The 17,422-nt window shown below is 48.6% G+C and carries 20 protein-coding genes and 5 tRNA genes; 14 read left to right on the forward strand and 11 right to left on the reverse strand.

Annotated features, from left to right (window positions below; translation table 11 throughout):
• Positions 1–99: 99 nt before the first annotated feature.
• The gene (gene cmpA / locus ACETMN_RS07160) at positions 100–243 is read right to left on the reverse strand and encodes a cortex morphogenetic protein CmpA (RefSeq protein WP_017690033.1); all 144 of its coding nucleotides are present in this window, start codon (positions 241–243) and stop codon (positions 100–102) included.
• 183 nt (positions 244–426) lie between these two features.
• Complete coding sequence (locus ACETMN_RS07165; protein ID WP_017690032.1) at positions 427–783, reverse strand: hypothetical protein; 357 nt, start codon at positions 781–783, stop codon at positions 427–429.
• A gap of 119 nt (positions 784–902) precedes the next feature.
• On the opposite strand from ACETMN_RS07165, the gene ACETMN_RS07170 reads away from it, so the two are divergent.
• The 3 genes from ACETMN_RS07170 to ACETMN_RS07180 all read left to right on the forward strand — a co-directional run bounded on the left by ACETMN_RS07170 (position 903) and on the right by ACETMN_RS07180 (position 1,628).
• Entirely contained in the window at positions 903–1,364 is a 462-nt protein-coding gene (locus tag ACETMN_RS07170; RefSeq protein WP_036669054.1) for a SprT family protein, read from the forward strand.
• A 93-nt stretch (positions 1,365–1,457) separates the two neighbouring features.
• A tRNA-Asn gene (locus ACETMN_RS07175) sits at positions 1,458–1,533 on the forward strand.
• Between the two features lie 6 nt (positions 1,534–1,539).
• Positions 1,540–1,628 (forward strand) — tRNA-Ser (locus tag ACETMN_RS07180).
• Positions 1,629–1,849: 221 nt separating this feature from the next.
• Here the strand turns inward: ACETMN_RS07180 and ACETMN_RS07185 are convergent.
• Positions 1,850–2,548, reverse strand: coding sequence for an ArsR/SmtB family transcription factor (locus ACETMN_RS07185; RefSeq protein WP_091015322.1), 699 nt, complete (start codon positions 2,546–2,548; stop codon positions 1,850–1,852).
• 106 nt (positions 2,549–2,654) lie between these two features.
• On the opposite strand from ACETMN_RS07185, the gene ACETMN_RS07190 reads away from it, so the two are divergent.
• Positions 2,655–3,314, forward strand: coding sequence for a flavin reductase family protein (locus tag ACETMN_RS07190; protein WP_091015320.1), 660 nt, complete (start codon positions 2,655–2,657; stop codon positions 3,312–3,314).
• Between the two features lie 359 nt (positions 3,315–3,673).
• Complete coding sequence (locus ACETMN_RS07195) at positions 3,674–4,345, forward strand: MgtC/SapB family protein (protein WP_091015318.1); 672 nt, start codon at positions 3,674–3,676, stop codon at positions 4,343–4,345.
• Positions 4,346–4,409: 64 nt separating this feature from the next.
• Here the strand turns inward: ACETMN_RS07195 and ACETMN_RS07200 are convergent, their stop codons facing one another.
• Both ACETMN_RS07200 and ACETMN_RS07205 read right to left on the reverse strand, forming a co-directional pair.
• Positions 4,410–5,306, reverse strand: coding sequence for a Cof-type HAD-IIB family hydrolase (locus ACETMN_RS07200; RefSeq protein ID WP_036610865.1), 897 nt, complete (start codon positions 5,304–5,306; stop codon positions 4,410–4,412).
• Positions 5,307–5,310: 4 nt separating this feature from the next.
• Positions 5,311–6,087 (reverse strand): DeoR/GlpR family DNA-binding transcription regulator, encoded by a 777-nt coding sequence (locus ACETMN_RS07205; protein WP_091015316.1) that lies wholly within the window; start codon positions 6,085–6,087, stop codon positions 5,311–5,313.
• 307 nt (positions 6,088–6,394) lie between these two features.
• Here ACETMN_RS07205 and ACETMN_RS07210 point away from each other — a divergent pair.
• From ACETMN_RS07210 to ACETMN_RS07225, 4 genes are all read left to right on the forward strand, one after another.
• Positions 6,395–6,466, forward strand: a tRNA-Glu gene (locus ACETMN_RS07210).
• 106 nt (positions 6,467–6,572) lie between these two features.
• Positions 6,573–6,648: transfer RNA gene (locus ACETMN_RS07215), tRNA-Lys, on the forward strand.
• A gap of 17 nt (positions 6,649–6,665) precedes the next feature.
• A tRNA-Leu gene (locus ACETMN_RS07220) sits at positions 6,666–6,748 on the forward strand.
• Positions 6,749–6,917: 169 nt separating this feature from the next.
• Positions 6,918–7,343, forward strand: coding sequence for a helix-turn-helix domain-containing protein (locus ACETMN_RS07225; protein ID WP_036610863.1), 426 nt, complete (start codon positions 6,918–6,920; stop codon positions 7,341–7,343).
• 112 nt (positions 7,344–7,455) lie between these two features.
• Here ACETMN_RS07225 and ACETMN_RS07230 read toward each other — a convergent pair whose 3' ends face one another.
• The 6 genes from ACETMN_RS07230 to ACETMN_RS07255 are packed head-to-tail and all read right to left on the reverse strand — an operon-like array spanning position 7,456 to position 12,239.
• Positions 7,456–8,415 carry an urease accessory protein UreD gene (locus tag ACETMN_RS07230; RefSeq protein ID WP_143786495.1) on the reverse strand — a complete coding sequence of 320 codons (960 nt, stop codon included), beginning with the start codon at positions 8,413–8,415 and terminating at the stop codon, positions 7,456–7,458.
• Positions 8,333–9,052 carry an urease accessory protein UreG gene (gene ureG / locus ACETMN_RS07235; RefSeq protein WP_017690021.1) on the reverse strand — a complete coding sequence of 240 codons (720 nt, stop codon included), beginning with the start codon at positions 9,050–9,052 and terminating at the stop codon, positions 8,333–8,335. Before ureG ends, ACETMN_RS07230 begins: the two co-directional genes overlap by 83 nt.
• 33 nt (positions 9,053–9,085) lie before the next feature.
• A complete protein-coding gene (locus ACETMN_RS07240; protein WP_179198468.1) occupies positions 9,086–9,778 on the reverse strand; it encodes an urease accessory protein UreF in 693 nt (230 codons plus the stop codon).
• 36 nt (positions 9,779–9,814) lie between these two features.
• The gene (gene ureC, locus ACETMN_RS07245) at positions 9,815–11,533 is read right to left on the reverse strand and encodes an urease subunit alpha (RefSeq protein WP_411735943.1); all 1,719 of its coding nucleotides are present in this window, start codon (positions 11,531–11,533) and stop codon (positions 9,815–9,817) included.
• On the reverse strand, positions 11,530–11,919 hold the full coding sequence (locus ACETMN_RS07250) for an urease subunit beta (protein ID WP_149846382.1): 390 nt from the start codon (positions 11,917–11,919) through the stop codon (positions 11,530–11,532). Before ACETMN_RS07250 ends, ureC begins: the two co-directional genes overlap by 4 nt.
• Before the next feature lie 17 nt (positions 11,920–11,936).
• A complete protein-coding gene (locus ACETMN_RS07255) occupies positions 11,937–12,239 on the reverse strand; it encodes an urease subunit gamma (protein WP_091015308.1) in 303 nt (100 codons plus the stop codon).
• 261 nt (positions 12,240–12,500) lie between these two features.
• Here ACETMN_RS07255 and urtA point away from each other — a divergent pair, with 261 nt between their 5' ends.
• The 5 genes from urtA to urtE all read left to right on the forward strand — a co-directional run bounded on the left by urtA (position 12,501) and on the right by urtE (position 17,397).
• Entirely contained in the window at positions 12,501–13,751 is a 1,251-nt protein-coding gene (gene urtA, locus ACETMN_RS07260; protein WP_192133145.1) for an urea ABC transporter substrate-binding protein, read from the forward strand.
• Between the two features lie 182 nt (positions 13,752–13,933).
• Positions 13,934–14,839: an urea ABC transporter permease subunit UrtB gene (gene urtB, locus ACETMN_RS07265; protein ID WP_091015304.1), complete on the forward strand. Its 906-nt coding sequence runs from the start codon at positions 13,934–13,936 to the stop codon at positions 14,837–14,839.
• 21 nt (positions 14,840–14,860) lie between these two features.
• Positions 14,861–15,952 (forward strand): urea ABC transporter permease subunit UrtC, encoded by a 1,092-nt coding sequence (gene urtC, locus ACETMN_RS07270; RefSeq protein WP_091015303.1) that lies wholly within the window; start codon positions 14,861–14,863, stop codon positions 15,950–15,952.
• Complete coding sequence (urtD, locus tag ACETMN_RS07275; protein WP_091015301.1) at positions 15,915–16,724, forward strand: urea ABC transporter ATP-binding protein UrtD; 810 nt, start codon at positions 15,915–15,917, stop codon at positions 16,722–16,724. Before urtC ends, urtD begins: the two co-directional genes overlap by 38 nt.
• On the forward strand, positions 16,702–17,397 hold the full coding sequence (gene urtE / locus ACETMN_RS07280; RefSeq protein WP_076209466.1) for an urea ABC transporter ATP-binding subunit UrtE: 696 nt from the start codon (positions 16,702–16,704) through the stop codon (positions 17,395–17,397). Before urtD ends, urtE begins: the two co-directional genes overlap by 23 nt.
• The last annotated feature ends 25 nt before the right edge of the window (positions 17,398–17,422 follow it).

Consider the following 17,422-nt stretch of genomic DNA (forward strand, 5'->3'; position numbering starts at 1 on the left):
TCCTCTAGTAAGTACGGTGGGCAATATGTGCATTTTCTTAAAGTACGTGTTCAAAAAGCCTTCCTTCGTAATCCAATGCAGACTTTTATGAACAACCTCTTAAAGTTCGTTCTCCGCGCTGCGTGGTGTGCCATTTGCTGGTTTGTTACGATAAAAGAACCAGCATTCGTTCAGCAACTTGATTTGCCGGCTATCCTTTTTGTGAAATGCACGCATCAGTTGATTGCAAAGCCATTGAGGCAAGGGTATCTCCTCCTCTTGCATAATTCATCTGTACGTTAGCATATGTGGCAATAGCCTGGACTGTGCGGGATAAGTGGAGGCCTCCGGCAAATCAATGTCTCGTTGACTCAAAAAAAGCACAAATCCCAATTCAGGGAGATGTGCTTTTCGTTCTCATCATTATAAAATGATAACTGCTGTGAATTAGAGAGCTTCCATCTCTTCTTCATACCATTGTTCCAATTGGGCCTGAAGAGCCCGGATTTCGGTAAGCAGAGAAATCAAGGGATAATGGCTTTCACGTAGTGCTGCAAAAGATTCTTCAAGCGCATTGATATAATCAAGGCCGCCGATGATAGTAAGATTTTCGTTTAGGAGATCGAGGCTGTCACATTCGGCGATCGCCCAAGGCAGGACAGGGACATCTGCTGCCGTGAGTTTATCAATTTCCTTGTGTAGGCGCAAGTTGAGCGCACTGAGTTGATAGGCGTAATCTGCCGGCATTTCCACAAACTGCAATTGTTGTTCCTGCTGCAGGATGACATAGCGCATTGTAGGCATAACGAGTAATAATCTCCCCTCATACATTCTACTTGACAGTGTAGCCTACGAAACGGTTAAAATTCAAGTATTATGCCGGAAAAACAAATGCTCCGAGGGGGTGCAAGGAGAGGATACCGATGGAAAATGAGGAATTGCAACAATGGATTGAACAGGTATCACTGGATCATTTCGGAGTACCGTTCACCCATGAAGCGTTGTTTAACAGTCGCCTGACCACTACGGGTGGGCGTTATATGCTCAAAAGTCACCGGATTGAAATCAATCCGCATCAACTCGAAGCCTATGGGCGAGATGAGGTTGAGAAAATAATCAAGCATGAGCTGTGTCACTATCATCTGCATATTCGTGGGCGCGGTTATCAGCATCGTGATCCGGAATTCAAGGCTTTATTGCAAAAGGTAGGTGGTTCGCGTTACTGCCAATCCCTTCCTGACGGCAAAGGCAGAAAGCCGCTGCCATATCGTTATAAGCTGGTATGCAAGAGCTGTGGTACGGAATATTTGCGCAAGCGGAAAATAGATCCGAAGCGTTACCGTTGTGGTCGTTGCGCGGGAAAACTGGGGCTTCAGAATATCTGATGTGAGTATCGTTCAATGTATTAAAGAAAGTGATGGAAGGCATGTTGACTTGGATTATTAATCATGATAGATTAATCTTATTCAAGTTAATTTTCCCTGATAGCTCAGTTGGTAGAGCACTCGACTGTTAATCGAGTTGTCACAGGTTCGAGCCCTGTTCGGGGAGCCATTTCTTGGAGAGATACCCAAGTGGCTATAAGGGGACCCTCTGCTAAGGGGTTAGACTGCGTAAGCGGTGCGAGGGTTCGAATCCCTCTCTCTCCGTTCTGAATTAAACTTCTCTGCAAAGGGATGAGAACCCTAAAGGTTCGTCGGAGCAAAAGCTTCGTTAGCAATACTCCGCAGTCTCGAACGAAGTGAGAGTAACCCTCTCTCTCCGTTCCGATTGACAAAAAATCCTCTTCACATTAGATCGGTTAACGGTCAGTGTGAAGGGGATTTTTTGCGTTTACTGATCTTTGCTTATCCCTCGTGTACGCTTCTGCTTAAAGTGAAATGTTCAACACCTCGTATAAACCTTTCTTGCCTGCTTCCGTTACTTCGACAGAGCGACTTCCTGTTTTTTGACGAATCCAGTCCAGTTCCGATAATCGATGTCTGAGTTGTTCCCCAAGCATGCCTGAGAGATGATGACGGCGTTCGCTCCAATCCAGACATTTGCGAGCGATGGCACGGCGTGATCCTGGCTTCATCTGAAGTTTAATTCCAAACGTAGTGAACCACTGTATTCCTTTCTCTGTAACTTGATAATCCTTGCTGTGTGCCTCTTCGGGCTCTGAAAGATACCCCTTCTGTATTAAGGCTTCACAGAGCGAGATTCCCAATTTCCCGGCCAGATGACCATAACAGGTCCGTGCATGACTCAGTTGTTGAAGCTGATTGGATTGTTTGAGAGAACGGATCAGTACAGGCGGGGCAATACTGGCCATCGTTTCAATTAGATTAGCAATTTCCTTGTTTGCAAGACGGTAGTATCGGTGACGGCCTTGCTGTTCAACTTCCAATAATCCTCCTTCTACGAGTTTGGCGAGATGACTGCTTGCCGTCTGGGGCGTGACGCCTGCCATATGAGCAAGCTCTCCTGCGGGCAAAGCCCGACCATCCAGTAAGGATGACAGAAAAATGGAGCGACTTGGATCAGCGATTAACGACGCAATAACAGTAATATTCGGATATACATTCATACTTCGATCATATCTGAACTATTACTGTATTACAATTCTGTTGTATCGTCCCATACGGGTCAGATGGAGCTTATAAACGAATGGATTGGAACAGGAGAGGTAAAAGATGAACAAGATAATGAAAACGGACACTGCTACTGAGCAGTTGAACAAAATTTCCGCAGTGGTACGACATGAAACGATTAATCCCAGTATTTTATATTATGGTACGCCTGTATTGCTGCTAAGTACATTAAATGAGGATGGGTCAACCAACTTGTCTCCACTGTCCTCATCTTGGGCGCTGGGGGACTGTCTCGTTCTCGGTCTGGGTACACAGGGCAAAGCCTATGAGAATCTGAGTCGACATCCGGAGTGTGTGATTAATTTACCAGATGCGACCATGTGGAGAAAGGTTGAGGCATTGGGTCGTTATACGGGAGTTAACCCGGTTCCTGAGGAGAAAAGGCAGATGGGCTATGAATACTGTCATGATAAATTCACTGTAGCTGGACTGACATCCGAATGCTCGGTTCAGGTGGTTCCAGATAAAATAGTTGAATGTCCACTCCAGATTGAAGCGGCTGTACAACACATACGTATTCCCGAACATACACCGTTCATGGCGATTGTCGAAGTGAAAGCGTTGAAGGTGCATGCGCACACAAGGCTAATCTCTGGACCGAACAAGATTAATCCAGAGGAATGGCATCCGCTGATATATAATTTCAGACATTATTTCGGATTGGGCAAGAGACAAGGGGGAAATTTCCGGGCAGAGAATTAACGTGAGTTGAGGCTTTTTATTATATAAGTTGAATTAATCATTTACACGATAACGGAGAGGCAGAAAAAACCTGAAAAAGCGAAGCTAAAAGCTTTCTGTAAGAAAGCTACTTCGAAAGCATACACTCGCCTAAAAGCTTTCTGGAAGAAAGCTACATCGGAAGCATACGCTATCCCCGGATTTTCCCCTCTAGGAAAGGGAATGGAAAAAATCTGGGGATAACAGCGATTGGAAGGTTGTTCTGTCATCGTAGTGCTAGTGTAAATAATCTTTAGTTCAACTTATGTAGCCACGGAAAGATTGGGTAATAGTAAAGATAGACACATGTAAGCATATACATATTGAAAGGGGTGATGTGCATGGAATTGGAATATTTAATGCGTGTACTCATAGCTGGAATATGTGGTGTGTTAATCGGATATGAGCGCAAGAATCGAATGAAAGAGGCGGGAATTCGTACTCATTTTGTGGTTGCTGTAGGTGCAGCCCTGATGATGATTGTGTCGAAGTATGGATTCCAGGATCAGGCTGGCTGGGCCAATCTGTCTCTTGACCCTTCAAGGATTGCTGCACAAGTTGTTAGTGGAGTGGGGTTCATTGGAGCAGGGATGATCTTCACACAACGGCATACGGTCAGGGGATTGACCACAGCGGCTGGCATATGGGCTACGGCAGGCATGGGACTTGCTGTGGGTTCAGGTCTGTATTGGACGGGTGCAGGCGTGACACTGCTTATTGTCGTGGCACAGATGTTACTGCATAGACCCACACGTTGGCTGGTATCCGCCCGAACAGAGACTTTAACCATCCATCTGCAAAATGAAGGAGAGGCCCTGAAGACTGTTTTGGCACTGCTGGGACAGGAGAAGATCTCGGTCATCGGATTTAAGACTGAACAGCAAACAAGCACGGACTCCGTGGAAGAGACTGTGCTTGAGTTCACGTTGCAACTACCGGGTTCATACCGGGGCGAGCAACTGATTATTTTGTTACAGGACGTGCCTCACGTTCGATCTGCGGAGTTGAAATGAAACGAACCTGCATGGCTCAACAGGCGACCATGCAGGTTCAGTGCTTAATTCAGTATGGGTTCAATTACTGACCTTCTCCGACTATCGTTTCTGGACGGGACACCGGTTTACCTTCAAGCAGGCACTCGATGGCATGGGCAACACCGTGCTCCACATTGGTCAGCGTTATGGCTTTGGCTAATGCCTGGATTTCGGGTTCGCCATTACCCATGGCGATGCCGAGTCCTGCCATTTTTAACATGGAGACATCGTTGAAGTTATCACCGATCGCTACTGTATCTTCCATGGAGATGTTCAGGTGAGCCGCCAGTTTGGTGAGGGCATTACCTTTGGATACGTCCGGGTGCTGCATTTCGAAGTTGTGCTCAAAGGATACAACCATAGCGACATCGGATCGGGAAGCGAAGTATTCTCGTCCTGTCTTTACTTTGTCCGGATTCATGGAGAAGGCCATAATATTATAGATGTAGGCTTCTGCCGGAATTTCGAGGTGACTGTTTACGCGGTGGTAGTCTTTTTTGTCATAGTGTTTCTTGATGGAGCGAATCATGCGTGCAATGTCCTCACCAGGGTTTGAACCAAGAACACGTTCCATCTCGGCGAGCAAGGTCTCATGACTGCTACGCGGGGCATAGATGCCTTGTTGCGTTGAAGCCTCATAATAGACATCATGATCTTCCAGCCACTGCATGACGGAAGCTGCTGTGTCACGCTCGAGCGGAAGATGGAATAAACGTTCACCGTCTGCATCATGAATTGTCGCTCCGTTGGAGCCGATAATCGGGGTTTTGATTCCGCCTTCGCGGCTGATGGTCACAACATCGGAATAGACGCGTCCTGTTGCAATGGTAACTTTCATACCGGATTGCTGGGCCTTTTGGATAGCTGCGGCATTCTCCGGGCTAATCTGGCTATCTATGTTCAACAAAGTTCCATCTAAATCTGTGGCAAATAATTTCATATATTTACAACTCCTTATCATCTGTAGGTTCAGGAATGAGAATCTCAACCTGTTGTTCGGCTAGAAAAACAAGCCAATCTTTGGTTGGCCATTGGTCCGTAATCAATACATCCACCAATGACCAGTCGGCAAAACGATAACCATAACGTCTATCAAATTTGGATTGATCTGCAAGAACAATGACTTTCTTGGCAGCTTTCATCATTTGGTGTTTAATTTTACCTTCCTCTTCGGAAGCACTGAAGCCGTCCATGGTGATACCGCCAATTCCGATAAAGGCTTTATCTACATAATAGTGGGAGAGTGTCTCGATCACAGAGGTACCATAGACATAACGTTGTTCCTTATCCACTTTGCCACCGAGCAAACGAATCTGGACAGCCGTGTGATTGGAGAGAAGATCAGCGGAATGAATCGAATTGGTAATGACGGTACAGGATTTGCCATCTAAGTTCTCGGCACAGGCCTGCACGGTCGTGGAAGAATCCAGAATAATGATCTCGCCTTGTCTTACAATAGCGGCCGCGAGTTTGCCAATGGCTCTTTTTTCCTCAGATACATCGAGTAAACGGTCTTTGTAGGATCTGAACTTTTGCGGAGGAGGGGGGAGAATTGCACCGCCACGTGTTCGGATAATGGCATCCTGTTCCTCGAGCTTGATCAGATCCCTGCGAGCAGTATCTCGTGATACATCAAACAAAGTGACAATATCATCAGCTGAGATGCGATTGTGTTTGTGAAGATGTTCAACAATGAGCTGCATTCGTTCTTCTTGAAACAAACATGTCACCTCCAAGGGTATGGATGACCGTACTTATACTGATACTTTAATTATAAGTTTTCTTAATGTGATTTGCAATGTTATAAGTGAACGTAAGTTTTTGTAAGTGTTTTGATGAATGGTTTACATTGTTCCTGTACGGGGATGACACTGGCATGAATGGGGAGGTGGCTAATAAAGGGGCTCTAAAGAGCAGTATACAATGGACAAAAAGACTTGAAAAATAAATTTCAAAAAAAGTATTGCAAGTTCAAATTGTCCTGTGGTATACTCATTCTTGTCGCCAAGAAAGACAACTTGATATTAAGGCCCGTTGGTCAAGGGGTTAAGACACCTCCCTTTCACGGAGGTAACAGGGGTTCGAATCCCCTACGGGTCATATCTTCACCACCTCATGAGATCTACATTTTCGATGAGTAATCCTCAAAGTCATTGCTCTTATAGACAAGAATGAAGCATGGCACATCCGGTGAAGTTTACAGCAAGAGCCATTAGCTCAGTTGGTAGAGCACCTGACTTTTAATCAGGGTGTCGAAGGTTCGAGCCCTTCATGGCTCACCATTTTTACAATTGAATATGCGGTCGTGGTGGAATGGCAGACACGCTATCTTGAGGGGGTAGTGGGTGTATACCCGTGGAGGTTCGAGTCCTCTCGACCGCATCACAGCAACAATATAAGATAGACTTCTATGATCATTCATGGGAGTCTATCTTTGTGTTATACGATATACCTCATCCTGTTCCGGGCATATAAAGGCTGAGCATTCAGGAATAATGTGGTATAATTCAAGCAGATGAGTTGATTATTACGGTTGGAAGGCGGTTCTTGTATGCAGTCGATCTATGAGCGAATTGAACACCTGATTGCCGAACGAGGAATGACCAAGAAGGCTTTCTGCCAACAGCTGAAGATTAGCACAGGCAATCTGGGTGATTGGAAACGTGGCAAGTCTATTCCGAGTACGAATAAACTAATTGAGATTGCTTCGTTTTTTGATGTGAGCCTCGACTGGCTCATGATTGGACGTCCATCGAAGGAAGCGATGGTTCGGGAAAAACGGGAGGATTATTTTTTTGACGTTTTGCGGCAATTGAATTGCCAAGAAAGTGAATTATCGACTGTGGAACAGTCTTTTATCAGCGAATATATTGAGTTCACCCGTTACCGCAAATCGAAGGAAAGTAAGGATGCAGGCGACTATCGCTACAAACCTGAGAACAAATCAGAGAACGATTCTGAGGAAAACGAAGCGTAAGTGATATGAGCAGCATCCATAGACAGAATGTACAAAAACCTCTGGACTAATCCGAACACACTCGGAGACAGTTCAGAGGTTTTTTTGTATTAACCATGCAAGCTTCATGCCCTTATTTACGAAAGACAAGAGTTTCTTTGCCAAGCAGCTGGGGGCGGAGTGTGTTCCATATATGAAGACACTGCTCCTGAAGCTCCCAAGCTGCCATGCCAAGGAGTCGAACGCCGATGCCTCCGGTTGCCAGCAAACTTGCACCTGCGAGCATTCGTCCATCGGGTGGCAGGGCGGATCGGACTTGCTCCAACTCCACAGTGCCAAGCCCCGGGGCGATTATCCACAATGCAGCGGTATGAGTGTAGTGAAGGAGGGACGCTGAGTGTTTGGGGTCATCGGTTTCTGGTACGAGTCCGAAGCGATCCCAGACAGCCAGTTGCTTACCTTGCCATATCTCCGTCAAGCTGCGGTAGCGTTCGAACTGGAACGCTTCACCCCGATGAATCCGTCCGGCAGACCAGATATCTGCATAGGCAAGAATGGCCTGTTCTTCCAGCTCAAAGGTTACAGCGAGTGAAGAAGAACTTCCCTTGAAGGGAATGACGCATTCCGGGAAGTATTCCAGCGTGGCCCCTTTTCCCAACCGAAAGTGATGATTAACGGATGAGGGAATGGAAGGTGTAGGATGAAGTCTGGTCGCTGATGTGCTGCTCAGCATGACATGCGTGCCTTCGCCTAATTCCCACTCAGAATGATAATGATCCCCGTTAAGGACTCCGGGAGAGACGTCTGACGTGTACACACATAATTCGGTTCCGCCTCCGGGAGGTCGAAAGGATCGGCTAAACCGGAGAGGGGCGCTGTAATAACGATCGGTCATAACCGTCCGCTCGCCTTGAAAGGCAAAGGTGGCCCGAAGCTCGCTGCGGCGCGTGACGGGCTCACCTGTACTTTCGTTCCGATTCATCTCTGTCCCGGTGGGAACAGAAGATGAATTAATGTGAGTGAGTGCCATGTTCATGGCTGTGTGAATGCAGATGTGCAGCGGAAGCATCGTCATCCATATACTGATGTTCAAGCCAGTGGACAATCTCGGATACACCTTCACCGCTCATTAGATTAGACATGACATAAGGACGGCCTTCGCGTACCCGCTCGGTATCATTTTTCATAACTTCCAGGCTTGCTCCAACGTAAGGGGCGAGGTCGGTTTTGTTGATTAACAGCAGATCTGAACGTGTGATGCCGGGACCGCCTTTGCGAGGAAGTTTCTCCCCTTGGGCAACGTCGATAATGTAGATGAACACATCGGCCAGTTCCGGACTGAATGCAGCAGAGAGATTGTCGCCGCCGCTCTCGATGAAGATCAGTTGCAGATCCGGGAAACGTTCAATTAACTCATCAACCGCTTCAAAATTCATGGAGGCGTCCTCACGAATAGCGGTATGCGGGCATCCGCCTGTCTCTACGCCGATAATACGCTCTGGTGCCAATGCATTCTGACGCAGCAAAATCTCGGCATCTTCCTTGGTATAAATGTCATTGGTGATGACAGCAAGGCTATAACGTGTACGCAGTGCCTTGGAAAGCTTCTCCACAAGGGCTGTTTTACCTGAACCTACCGGTCCACCAATTCCAATTCTCATCGGACGACTCCGATCAAATGCCTTGCGTTCCCACTCCGGATGATGCGTATGATTAGCTCCTCCACACATAACAATTCCTCCTTGGTTATATAAAAGTTGATGTTAAGACATAAACAGCCGCGCGGGTAAGGTCTCATGCCGCATGGCGTAGATTTCCTGGGCGATTCCGAAGCTGTGCATATCTTCCGGGTCATTGTCCCGCATGAGAGCCCATTCCGCTTCGATATCATCAAGCAGTTTCTGAATCAACATCTGCGCTTCGGTTTGTCCGATGGGCAGCAGGCGAAGTGCGCTGTTCACATAAGCGTTCACCGAGGTATACAGATGCCCGGTAACGGCTTCATCCAATTCAATCTCCAATTGATAGTTGATATAACCGTGAATGGTCGTGATGCCGCAATACGCGCCGTATTCCCGGATGGCCTCATCAATCAGGGAAAAGTCCATCCATGGATAGAGTGAGCGGGCCAGCTTGAGCAGTCGCTTTCCCATTTTGTGGCCGCTTTCCCTGAGTTCCCGAGGGGAGCGCTGGGCGTGGACACGTTTATCATACAGGGCAAGTAGAGCGGCATCTTGCTGTTTTATCGCCTGATAGACGCCTTTGATGGAAAGACCATCTAGTCGTACAAGATTGGAATGAAGCTGGCTGCGAATAAACTGTTCAAGCTGCGCGGTATTTTGCACGGTGCCATCATGTGTGTAAGCTTCCAGACCGAAGGAATGGGAAAAACCACCAATGGGCAGGGCTGAATCCAGCAGCTGAACATAACGGAGTAGCTTTGTGCCACTGTTCATCATGAGTGCCCCCTTATCAGCTAATCCGTATTCCTATCAAAACATAAAGTACCGCTGTGCCATAGGCAACTCGTCTGCGGGTTCACAGGTGAGAAGCTCGCCGTCGGCGCGTACCTCATAGGTCTCAGGATCGACTTCAATGACAGGGGTGACGTCGTTGTGAATCATGTCTTTTTTGCTGACCGAGCGGCAGCCTTTGACGGGTTCGACCCGTTTCTTCAGGCCCAATGACTCTTTGATCCCCGCATCTGCTGCGGCTTGGGAGACAAAGGTGATCGATCCGCTGGCAATGGCGCTACCATAAGCTCCGAACATGGGTCTGCCAAATACGGGCTGAGGTGTCGGGATGGACGCATTAGGATCACCCATCTGGGCAAATGTAATCATGCCACCCTTGATGACAATCTCGGGTTTAACTCCGAAGTAAGCTGGTTTCCAGATGATTAGATCTGCCAGCTTTCCGACTTCCACCGAACCGACGAGGTGTCCGATTCCGTGTGCGATAGCTGGATTGATGGTGTACTTGGCGACATATCGCTTGATCCGATCGTTATCGGAGGGGGAATCCAGGTTGAGTTCAAGTTTGCCGCGCTGTTTTTTCATTTTGTCGGCTGTCTGCCAAGTGCGGATAATGACTTCACCCACTCGGCCCATGGCCTGTGAATCGGAACTGATGATGCTGAACACGCCAAGATCATGCAAAATGTCTTCGGCTGCGATTGTTTCGGGACGAATCCGCGAATCAGCGAAAGCCACATCTTCCGGGATGGAAGGGTCCAGGTGATGACACACCATCAACATATCGAGATGCTCTTCTACAGTGTTGCGTGTGTACGGTCGTGTTGGATTGGTTGATGAGGGGATAACGTAGGACTCCCCAGCGGCCCGAATAATATCCGGTGCGTGTCCGCCACCAGCGCCTTCCGTATGGTACGTGTGGATCGTCCGGCCGTTGATTGCGGCCAGAGTATTTTCGAGAAATCCGGTTTCGTTCAGGGTATCGGTATGGATAGCGACTTGAACATCATGTTCACCCGCGGCAGTCAGGCAGGCATCGATAGCGCTCGGGGTAGTTCCCCAATCCTCATGCAGCTTCAGACCGATGACACCCGCTTCAATCTGTTCGATTAAAGGTGCGGTGCTGGAGCTGTTGCCTTTGCCGAGGTAACCGATGTTCATGGGAAAAGCTTCTGCGGACTCCAGCATCCGGTGAATGTGCCAGGCCCCTGGTGTGCAGGTGGTGGCTTTGGTTCCTGTTGCTGGTCCTGTTCCGCCGCCAATCATGGTCGTGACCCCGGAGGATAACGCAGTCTGAATCTGCTGTGGGCAGATGAAATGAATATGGGTATCAATGCCGCCAGCGGTTACAATCATGCCTTCCCCGGCGATGATTTCGGTGGAAGCACCGATGACCAGTACGGGATGAACACCATCCATTGTATCCGGGTTACCGGATTTGCCAATGGCGCAGATGTGACCATCCCGAATGCCGATATCCGCTTTTACAATGCCCCAATGATCGATAATGATAGCGTTAGTGATGACAGTATCAGGGGTGCCGTCGCTTCGCAGAGCAGTAGTAGACTGGCCCATCCCGTCGCGGATAACTTTGCCACCCCCGAATTTGCTCTCGTCTCCGTAGACGGCATAATCATGTTCAATCTCTGCCCATAGTTCGGTATCTGCAAGTCTTACGGCATCGCCGGTTGTCGGTCCAAACATCGACGCGTATTGTTCACGGCTCATTCGTTTCATGAAGGTTCACCTCCATCTTGTATGGGAGGGGAGAACGTCTTCAGGAATGCCTCCAGTTTCACTGGATCGGGGGCTTGATCCGCAGAGCCTTCGGTTAATCCGTTGAACCCGTGAATCTGGCGTTTGCCGCCAAAGGTCGTGAGTTCAACAGGTTTCTCTTCACCGGGTTCGAAGCGGACTGCGGTGCCTGCCGGAATATGCAGGCGATGTCCAAAAGCTGACGTGCGATCAAAGTCCAGTGCTGCATTAACTTCATAGAAGTGAACGTGAGAGCCGACTTGGACGGGGCGGTCGCCGCGGTTAAGGACAAGGAGGCGTATGGTTAAACGATCCGGATGACAGATGATGTCGTCATCTGGCTTCAAACGGTATTCACCAGGAATCATGGTTTCTCCTGCCTTTCTCAGCGTATAGGTTCATGTACGGTAACCAGTTTTGTACCGTCAGGAAATGTGGCTTCTACCTGTACTTCAGGAATCATATCGGGAACACCACTCATACAGTCTTCACGTGTCAGGATGGTGCCTCCGTATCTCATTAATTCGGCAACACTCATTCCATCCCGTGCTCGTTCCATCAGTTCGGAGGTCAACAAGGCGATGGCTTCGGGAACATTCAACTTGAGTCCGCGTGCTCTTCGTTCACGGGCGAGGTTAGCGGCCACGGTAATCAGGAGTTTTTCCTTTTCCTGCTCAGTCCAGTGCAAGGCAATCCGACCTTTCGCTTATAATGTCTGATATGTTCATGGATCATATTGTATGTTAAATATACTCACACAGGGTGAATCCTTTGTCAATAAGCTTCAAGACATATTAGCAGTATGCATGAAACGAGTAGGCATGAAATAAAATTATGTAAGCTATATTGACATGAAGGGAGGAACCCTCCATAATTTGGATCAACGAACATTTCGGACGTAAATGACCTTAATGTTCGTCAATAGACTAAAAAAAGGGAGTGTAGGCTATTGAAGAAGAGGTCGGTCAAGTTATGGAGTATTTTGCTGGGTGCGGTCATTGTGATGACAGGATGTGTGGAGGGCACTGCGCCGCCTGAAGCTTCGGGTTCAGGTGGTACAGGAGAGCCGGCTGCATCCGGTGATACGATTAAAGTTGGCATTCTTCACTCTCTCAGCGGAACAATGGCGATCAGTGAGGTATCTGTTAAAGATGCGGAGATGCTTGCCATCGAAGAGATCAACGCCGCGGGCGGAGTTTTGGGTAAACAGATCGAGCCTGTAGTTGAGGATGGCGCTTCGGATTGGCCTACTTTTGCGGAGAAGGCTGGAAAGTTACTGCAACAGGATAAGGTTGCTGCTGTATTTGGTGGATGGACCTCTGCAAGTCGGAAGGCTATGCTCCCGGTGTTTGAACAGAATAAAGGTCTATTGTTTTACCCGGTGCAATATGAGGGATTGGAATCGTCGCCAAATATTTTTTATACAGGAGCAACAACCAATCAACAGATCGTTCCATCCGTAACCTGGTTACTGGAGAACAGGGGCAAGACGTTTTATTTGCTCGGTTCCGATTATGTATTCCCAAAAACGGCCAATCAGGTCATTAAGGCACAACTCGCAGCAGAAGGCGGCGAAGTTGTGGGTGAAGAATACACACCGCTGGGACATACCGATTACAGTACCATCATTAGCAAAATCAAGGCTGCGAAGCCGGATATTGTATACAATACGCTGAACGGAGACAGTAATGTAGCTTTCTTCAAACAATTGAAGGATGCGGGAATCTCTTCGGATCAGATGACAACCCTCTCGGTAAGTGTGGCGGAGGAAGAAATCCGTGGTATTGGCGCGGATGTACTGAAGGGACATCTGGCTTCGTGGAATTATTATCAGACAACCGATACACCTGAAAATGCTACATTTGTTGCCAAGTATAAAGAAAAATACGGTGCTGATCGAGTGACAGCTGATCCGATTGAAGCGGGATATGTGGCGGTTTATCTCTGGAAGGCGGCAGTGGAAAAAGCAGGATCAACCGACGTAGAGAAGGTGAAGGCAGCTGCCAAGGGTCTGGAATTTGATGCCCCGGAAGGTAAGGTAACTGTGGATGGAGAGAATCAGCATATCTACAAAACCGTACGGATCGGTGAGGTGCAGGAAGATGGGCAGTTCAAGGAATTGTGGAATTCTGGTGAGCCTGTCAAGCCGGACCCTTATCTGAAAACGTATGAATGGGGAGTTTCCCTCAGCGCTAAATAACATAGAAACCTCGCAATAAAACAGGCAACTCGCTTCAAAGCAGCTGAAACATAAACGAGGGTGTGACAACACACCCTTTCACAGTATTGCGGTAAAGCGTTACTGTGATATGAAATGTGAGGCTGGTGCGAATTGAAGTCATGTGAAATATCGAGATTCACGGTATGGAGGAGGGGATAGCGATGGATATGTTTATCCTGCAGATATTCAACGGTCTGAGTATCAGTTCAATTCTGTTGTTAATTGCACTCGGTCTGGCGGTAACGTTTGGGCTGATGAATGTCATCAATATGGCTCACGGTGAACTGATCATGATCGGTGCATATGCAACGTATGTAACACAAAATTTGTTCATGTCCTATGCTCCAGCAGCGTGGTTTGGTGCCTATTTTGTTGTGGCTATGCCGATTGCGTTCATTGTAGCGGCTCTGATTGGCTGGTTGCTTGAAGTGGTGTTGATCAGGCATCTGTATGGCAGGCCGCTTGATAGTCTGCTTGCGACATGGGGTGTAGGCATGATGCTGCAACAACTGGCCCGTACAATATTCGGAGCACCCAATGTGGGAGTATCCAGTCCGGCTTGGCTCAATGGGGGATTGGTGATCTCGGATGGTATTGTATTTCCGTATAAACGAATTTTCATTATCGCACTGGTTGCGGTTGTGCTGCTGTGTATGTATCTCTATATCTATCGAACATCTTCCGGAAGACGAATGAGGGCTGTAATGCAAAATCGGAGCATGGCGGGGTGTCTTGGGATTTCGACCCGGCGGGTGGATGGCATGACCTTTGCGATTGGTTCGGGCATTGCCGGAATTGCTGGTTGTGCATTAACGCTCATTGGTCCGATTGGTCCTTCACTTGGTACGTATTATATTGTGGATGCTTTCATGGTCGTTGTCCTGGGTGGTGTGGGGAAATTGGTCGGAACCGTGTGTGGTGCATTGGGGATTGGTATGTTCAACACGCTGTTCGAAACTTATACCTCGGCCTCCATTGGCAAGGTGCTTGTGTTTGTATGTATCGTTGCTTTCCTGCAATGGAAACCACGCGGATTGGTCGCGATGCGCACACGGAGTCTCGATTAACGTGAAAAAGGGGGTTAGTTCATGTCCGCTTTACTCAAGACTGGCAGTCTGAAAATGAGGATTATTTGGGCGGTTGTACTGATCATGATGTGTCTTGCTCCACTGATGTCCACGGAGTTTCGTCTGAGTCTGTTAGCCAAGTTTTTGGCACTGGCGATCCTGGCCATCGGTCTCGATCTGATCTGGGGTTATGGGGGCGTGCTGAGTCTTGGGCATGGGGTGTTCTTTGGTCTGGGTGGGTACGCGATGGCGATGTATCTGAAGCTTCAGGCCAGTGGAGCAACGCTTCCTGACTTCATGGGATGGAGTGGTCTCAGTGGTCTGCCATGGTTCTGGGAACCGTTTCGCTCTTTCCCGGTGGCGCTGTTATTGGGGATAGCCCTTCCGGCATTGCTCGCCTTTGCGCTGGGATGGTTTACGTTCCGTAACCGGATCACCGGTGTTTATTTTACCATCCTGACTCAAGCCTTGGTTCTTATTACGGTAACACTCTTTGTTGGTAAACAGGAATGGACGGGTGGAACAAATGGCATTACCGGATATAATTCGATCTTTGGTTTTACACTTCATTCCGCTGGAACAACCATTGTTCTCTACTATATAACGCTTGCCGTTCTGGTGATCGCTTATGTGCTCTGTCGTCGAATGGTGAACAGTCGGTTCGGCCAAGTGCTCGAAGCTGCGCGGGATGGAGAGAATCGGGTGCGATTCCTCGGATATGATCCGGCAGGATATAAAACGCTGGCTTTTGCTTTTTCCGGTGCGCTTGCAGGCATCGCGGGCATGTTGTTTGTTCTTCAGGTGGGTATTATCTCACCATCCATGATGGGGATTGTGCCCTCCATTGAGATGGTCTTGTGGGTTGCGCTGGGTGGTCGCGGTACGCTTATTGGAGCGGTCATCGGAGCGGTGGTGCTGAATGCAGCCAAAACAGGCATAAGTGAGGCTTATCCCGAAGGGTGGCTGTTTGTCATTGGTGGGCTCTTTGTAACAGTAGTTTTGTTCATGCCAAACGGAATTGTAGGTGTGTATCGTCATGTCGTTCGCTTGCTGAAGCGGAGAGGAGAGAGTGCGCATGTCCAAGTCACTCGGGAAAAACCTAAAGTCTACTGAGGAATCAGCGGTGTTGGTAGCCGAGGATATTACGGTCGCCTTTGGTGGGTTCGTTGCTGTCAAAGGAATGAATCTGAAGCTGCATGAACATGACCTGCATTTTCTGATCGGACCCAATGGTGCTGGGAAAACAACGATGCTGGATGTGATATGCGGCAAAACAAAACCCATGTCCGGCTCGGTGAAGATGGCGGATGGCACGGAATTAACACGACTGAAGGAGCACCAGATTGTTCGCAAAGGTGTGGGACGCAAATTCCAGGCGCCATCGATCTTTGCAGGTCTGACGGTGCAGGAGAATCTGACGCTGGCGGCGGAGACTCGCCGTTCCCCTTTGCAAGCCATCGGTATTCGTCGATATGGGAAAATGAGTGCTGCCATGGAGCATGTTACCCTCCAGATTGGTCTGCAAGATCGCGTTGATGCTCGTGCAGGAGCATTATCACATGGGGAGAAGCAGTGGCTGGAGATCGGCATGCTGCTTCTCCAGGAGCCACGTGTGTTGTTGCTGGACGAACCAGCCGCAGGCATGACGGATGAAGAAACACACAAGACCGGGCGACTTCTGCAAGAGATTGCGCGTGAACGCTCGGTTGTGGTGGTGGAGCATGATATGGAGTTTGTGCGAGAGTTCGCAGCCAAGGTAACGGTGATGCATGAAGGGAAACTGCTGAAGGAAGGTACGATGGTGGAGGTACAGGCAGATCCGAAAGTGGCCGAAGTGTATCTGGGCAAAAGGAGGGATGACCATGCTGTCGCTGCAACGAATTGAATCCGGCTACGGGGAAAGCAATGTGCTTCGTGGTGTGAACCTGGATGTACAGCCTGGACAGGTGGTGTGTCTGATGGGCCGTAACGGTGTAGGGAAAACAACGTTGATGAAAACATTAATGGGGTTGCTCAAAACACGCAAGGGCAGTATTCAGTGGCAAAATCAGGAGTTATCCACTTTGGACACAGCCAAGCGGGCAAGGGCAGGGATCGGTTATGTACCGCAGGGGCGGGAAATTTTCCCGCAGCTTACGGTGAAAGAAAACTTATTGCTCGGTCTGGAGACAAGTGCGCCGGGAGTAAAAACGTTCCCGGAGGATGTACTGGCGATGTTTCCAGTGCTTGCGACGATGTATGGACGGCAGGGCGGGGATCTGAGTGGTGGACAGCAGCAACAGTTGGCATTCGCCCGGGCATTGGCTTCGCGTCCGGGGTTGTTGCTACTTGATGAGCCGACAGAAGGCATCCAGCCTTCTATCGTGGAGGACATTCGGCAGGTTATTTTGCAGCTCAAGGCAAAGGGGAACCTCTCGGTTTTGCTGGTAGAGCAGAGTATCGATTTTGTACGAAGTGCCGCAGATTACATCTATATCATGGACAAAGGAACCATAACCCTGCACGGGACACCGCAAGAACTGGATATGTCGCAGTTTGAACATCATCTCTCCGTATAGTTGTAGTTAGTCGGCGAGTGGAGAA

Origin of the sequence: Paenibacillus sp. M2 (assembly GCF_046713495.1) — a bacterium.
GTDB lineage: Bacteria > Bacillota > Bacilli > Paenibacillales > Paenibacillaceae > Paenibacillus > Paenibacillus amylolyticus_B.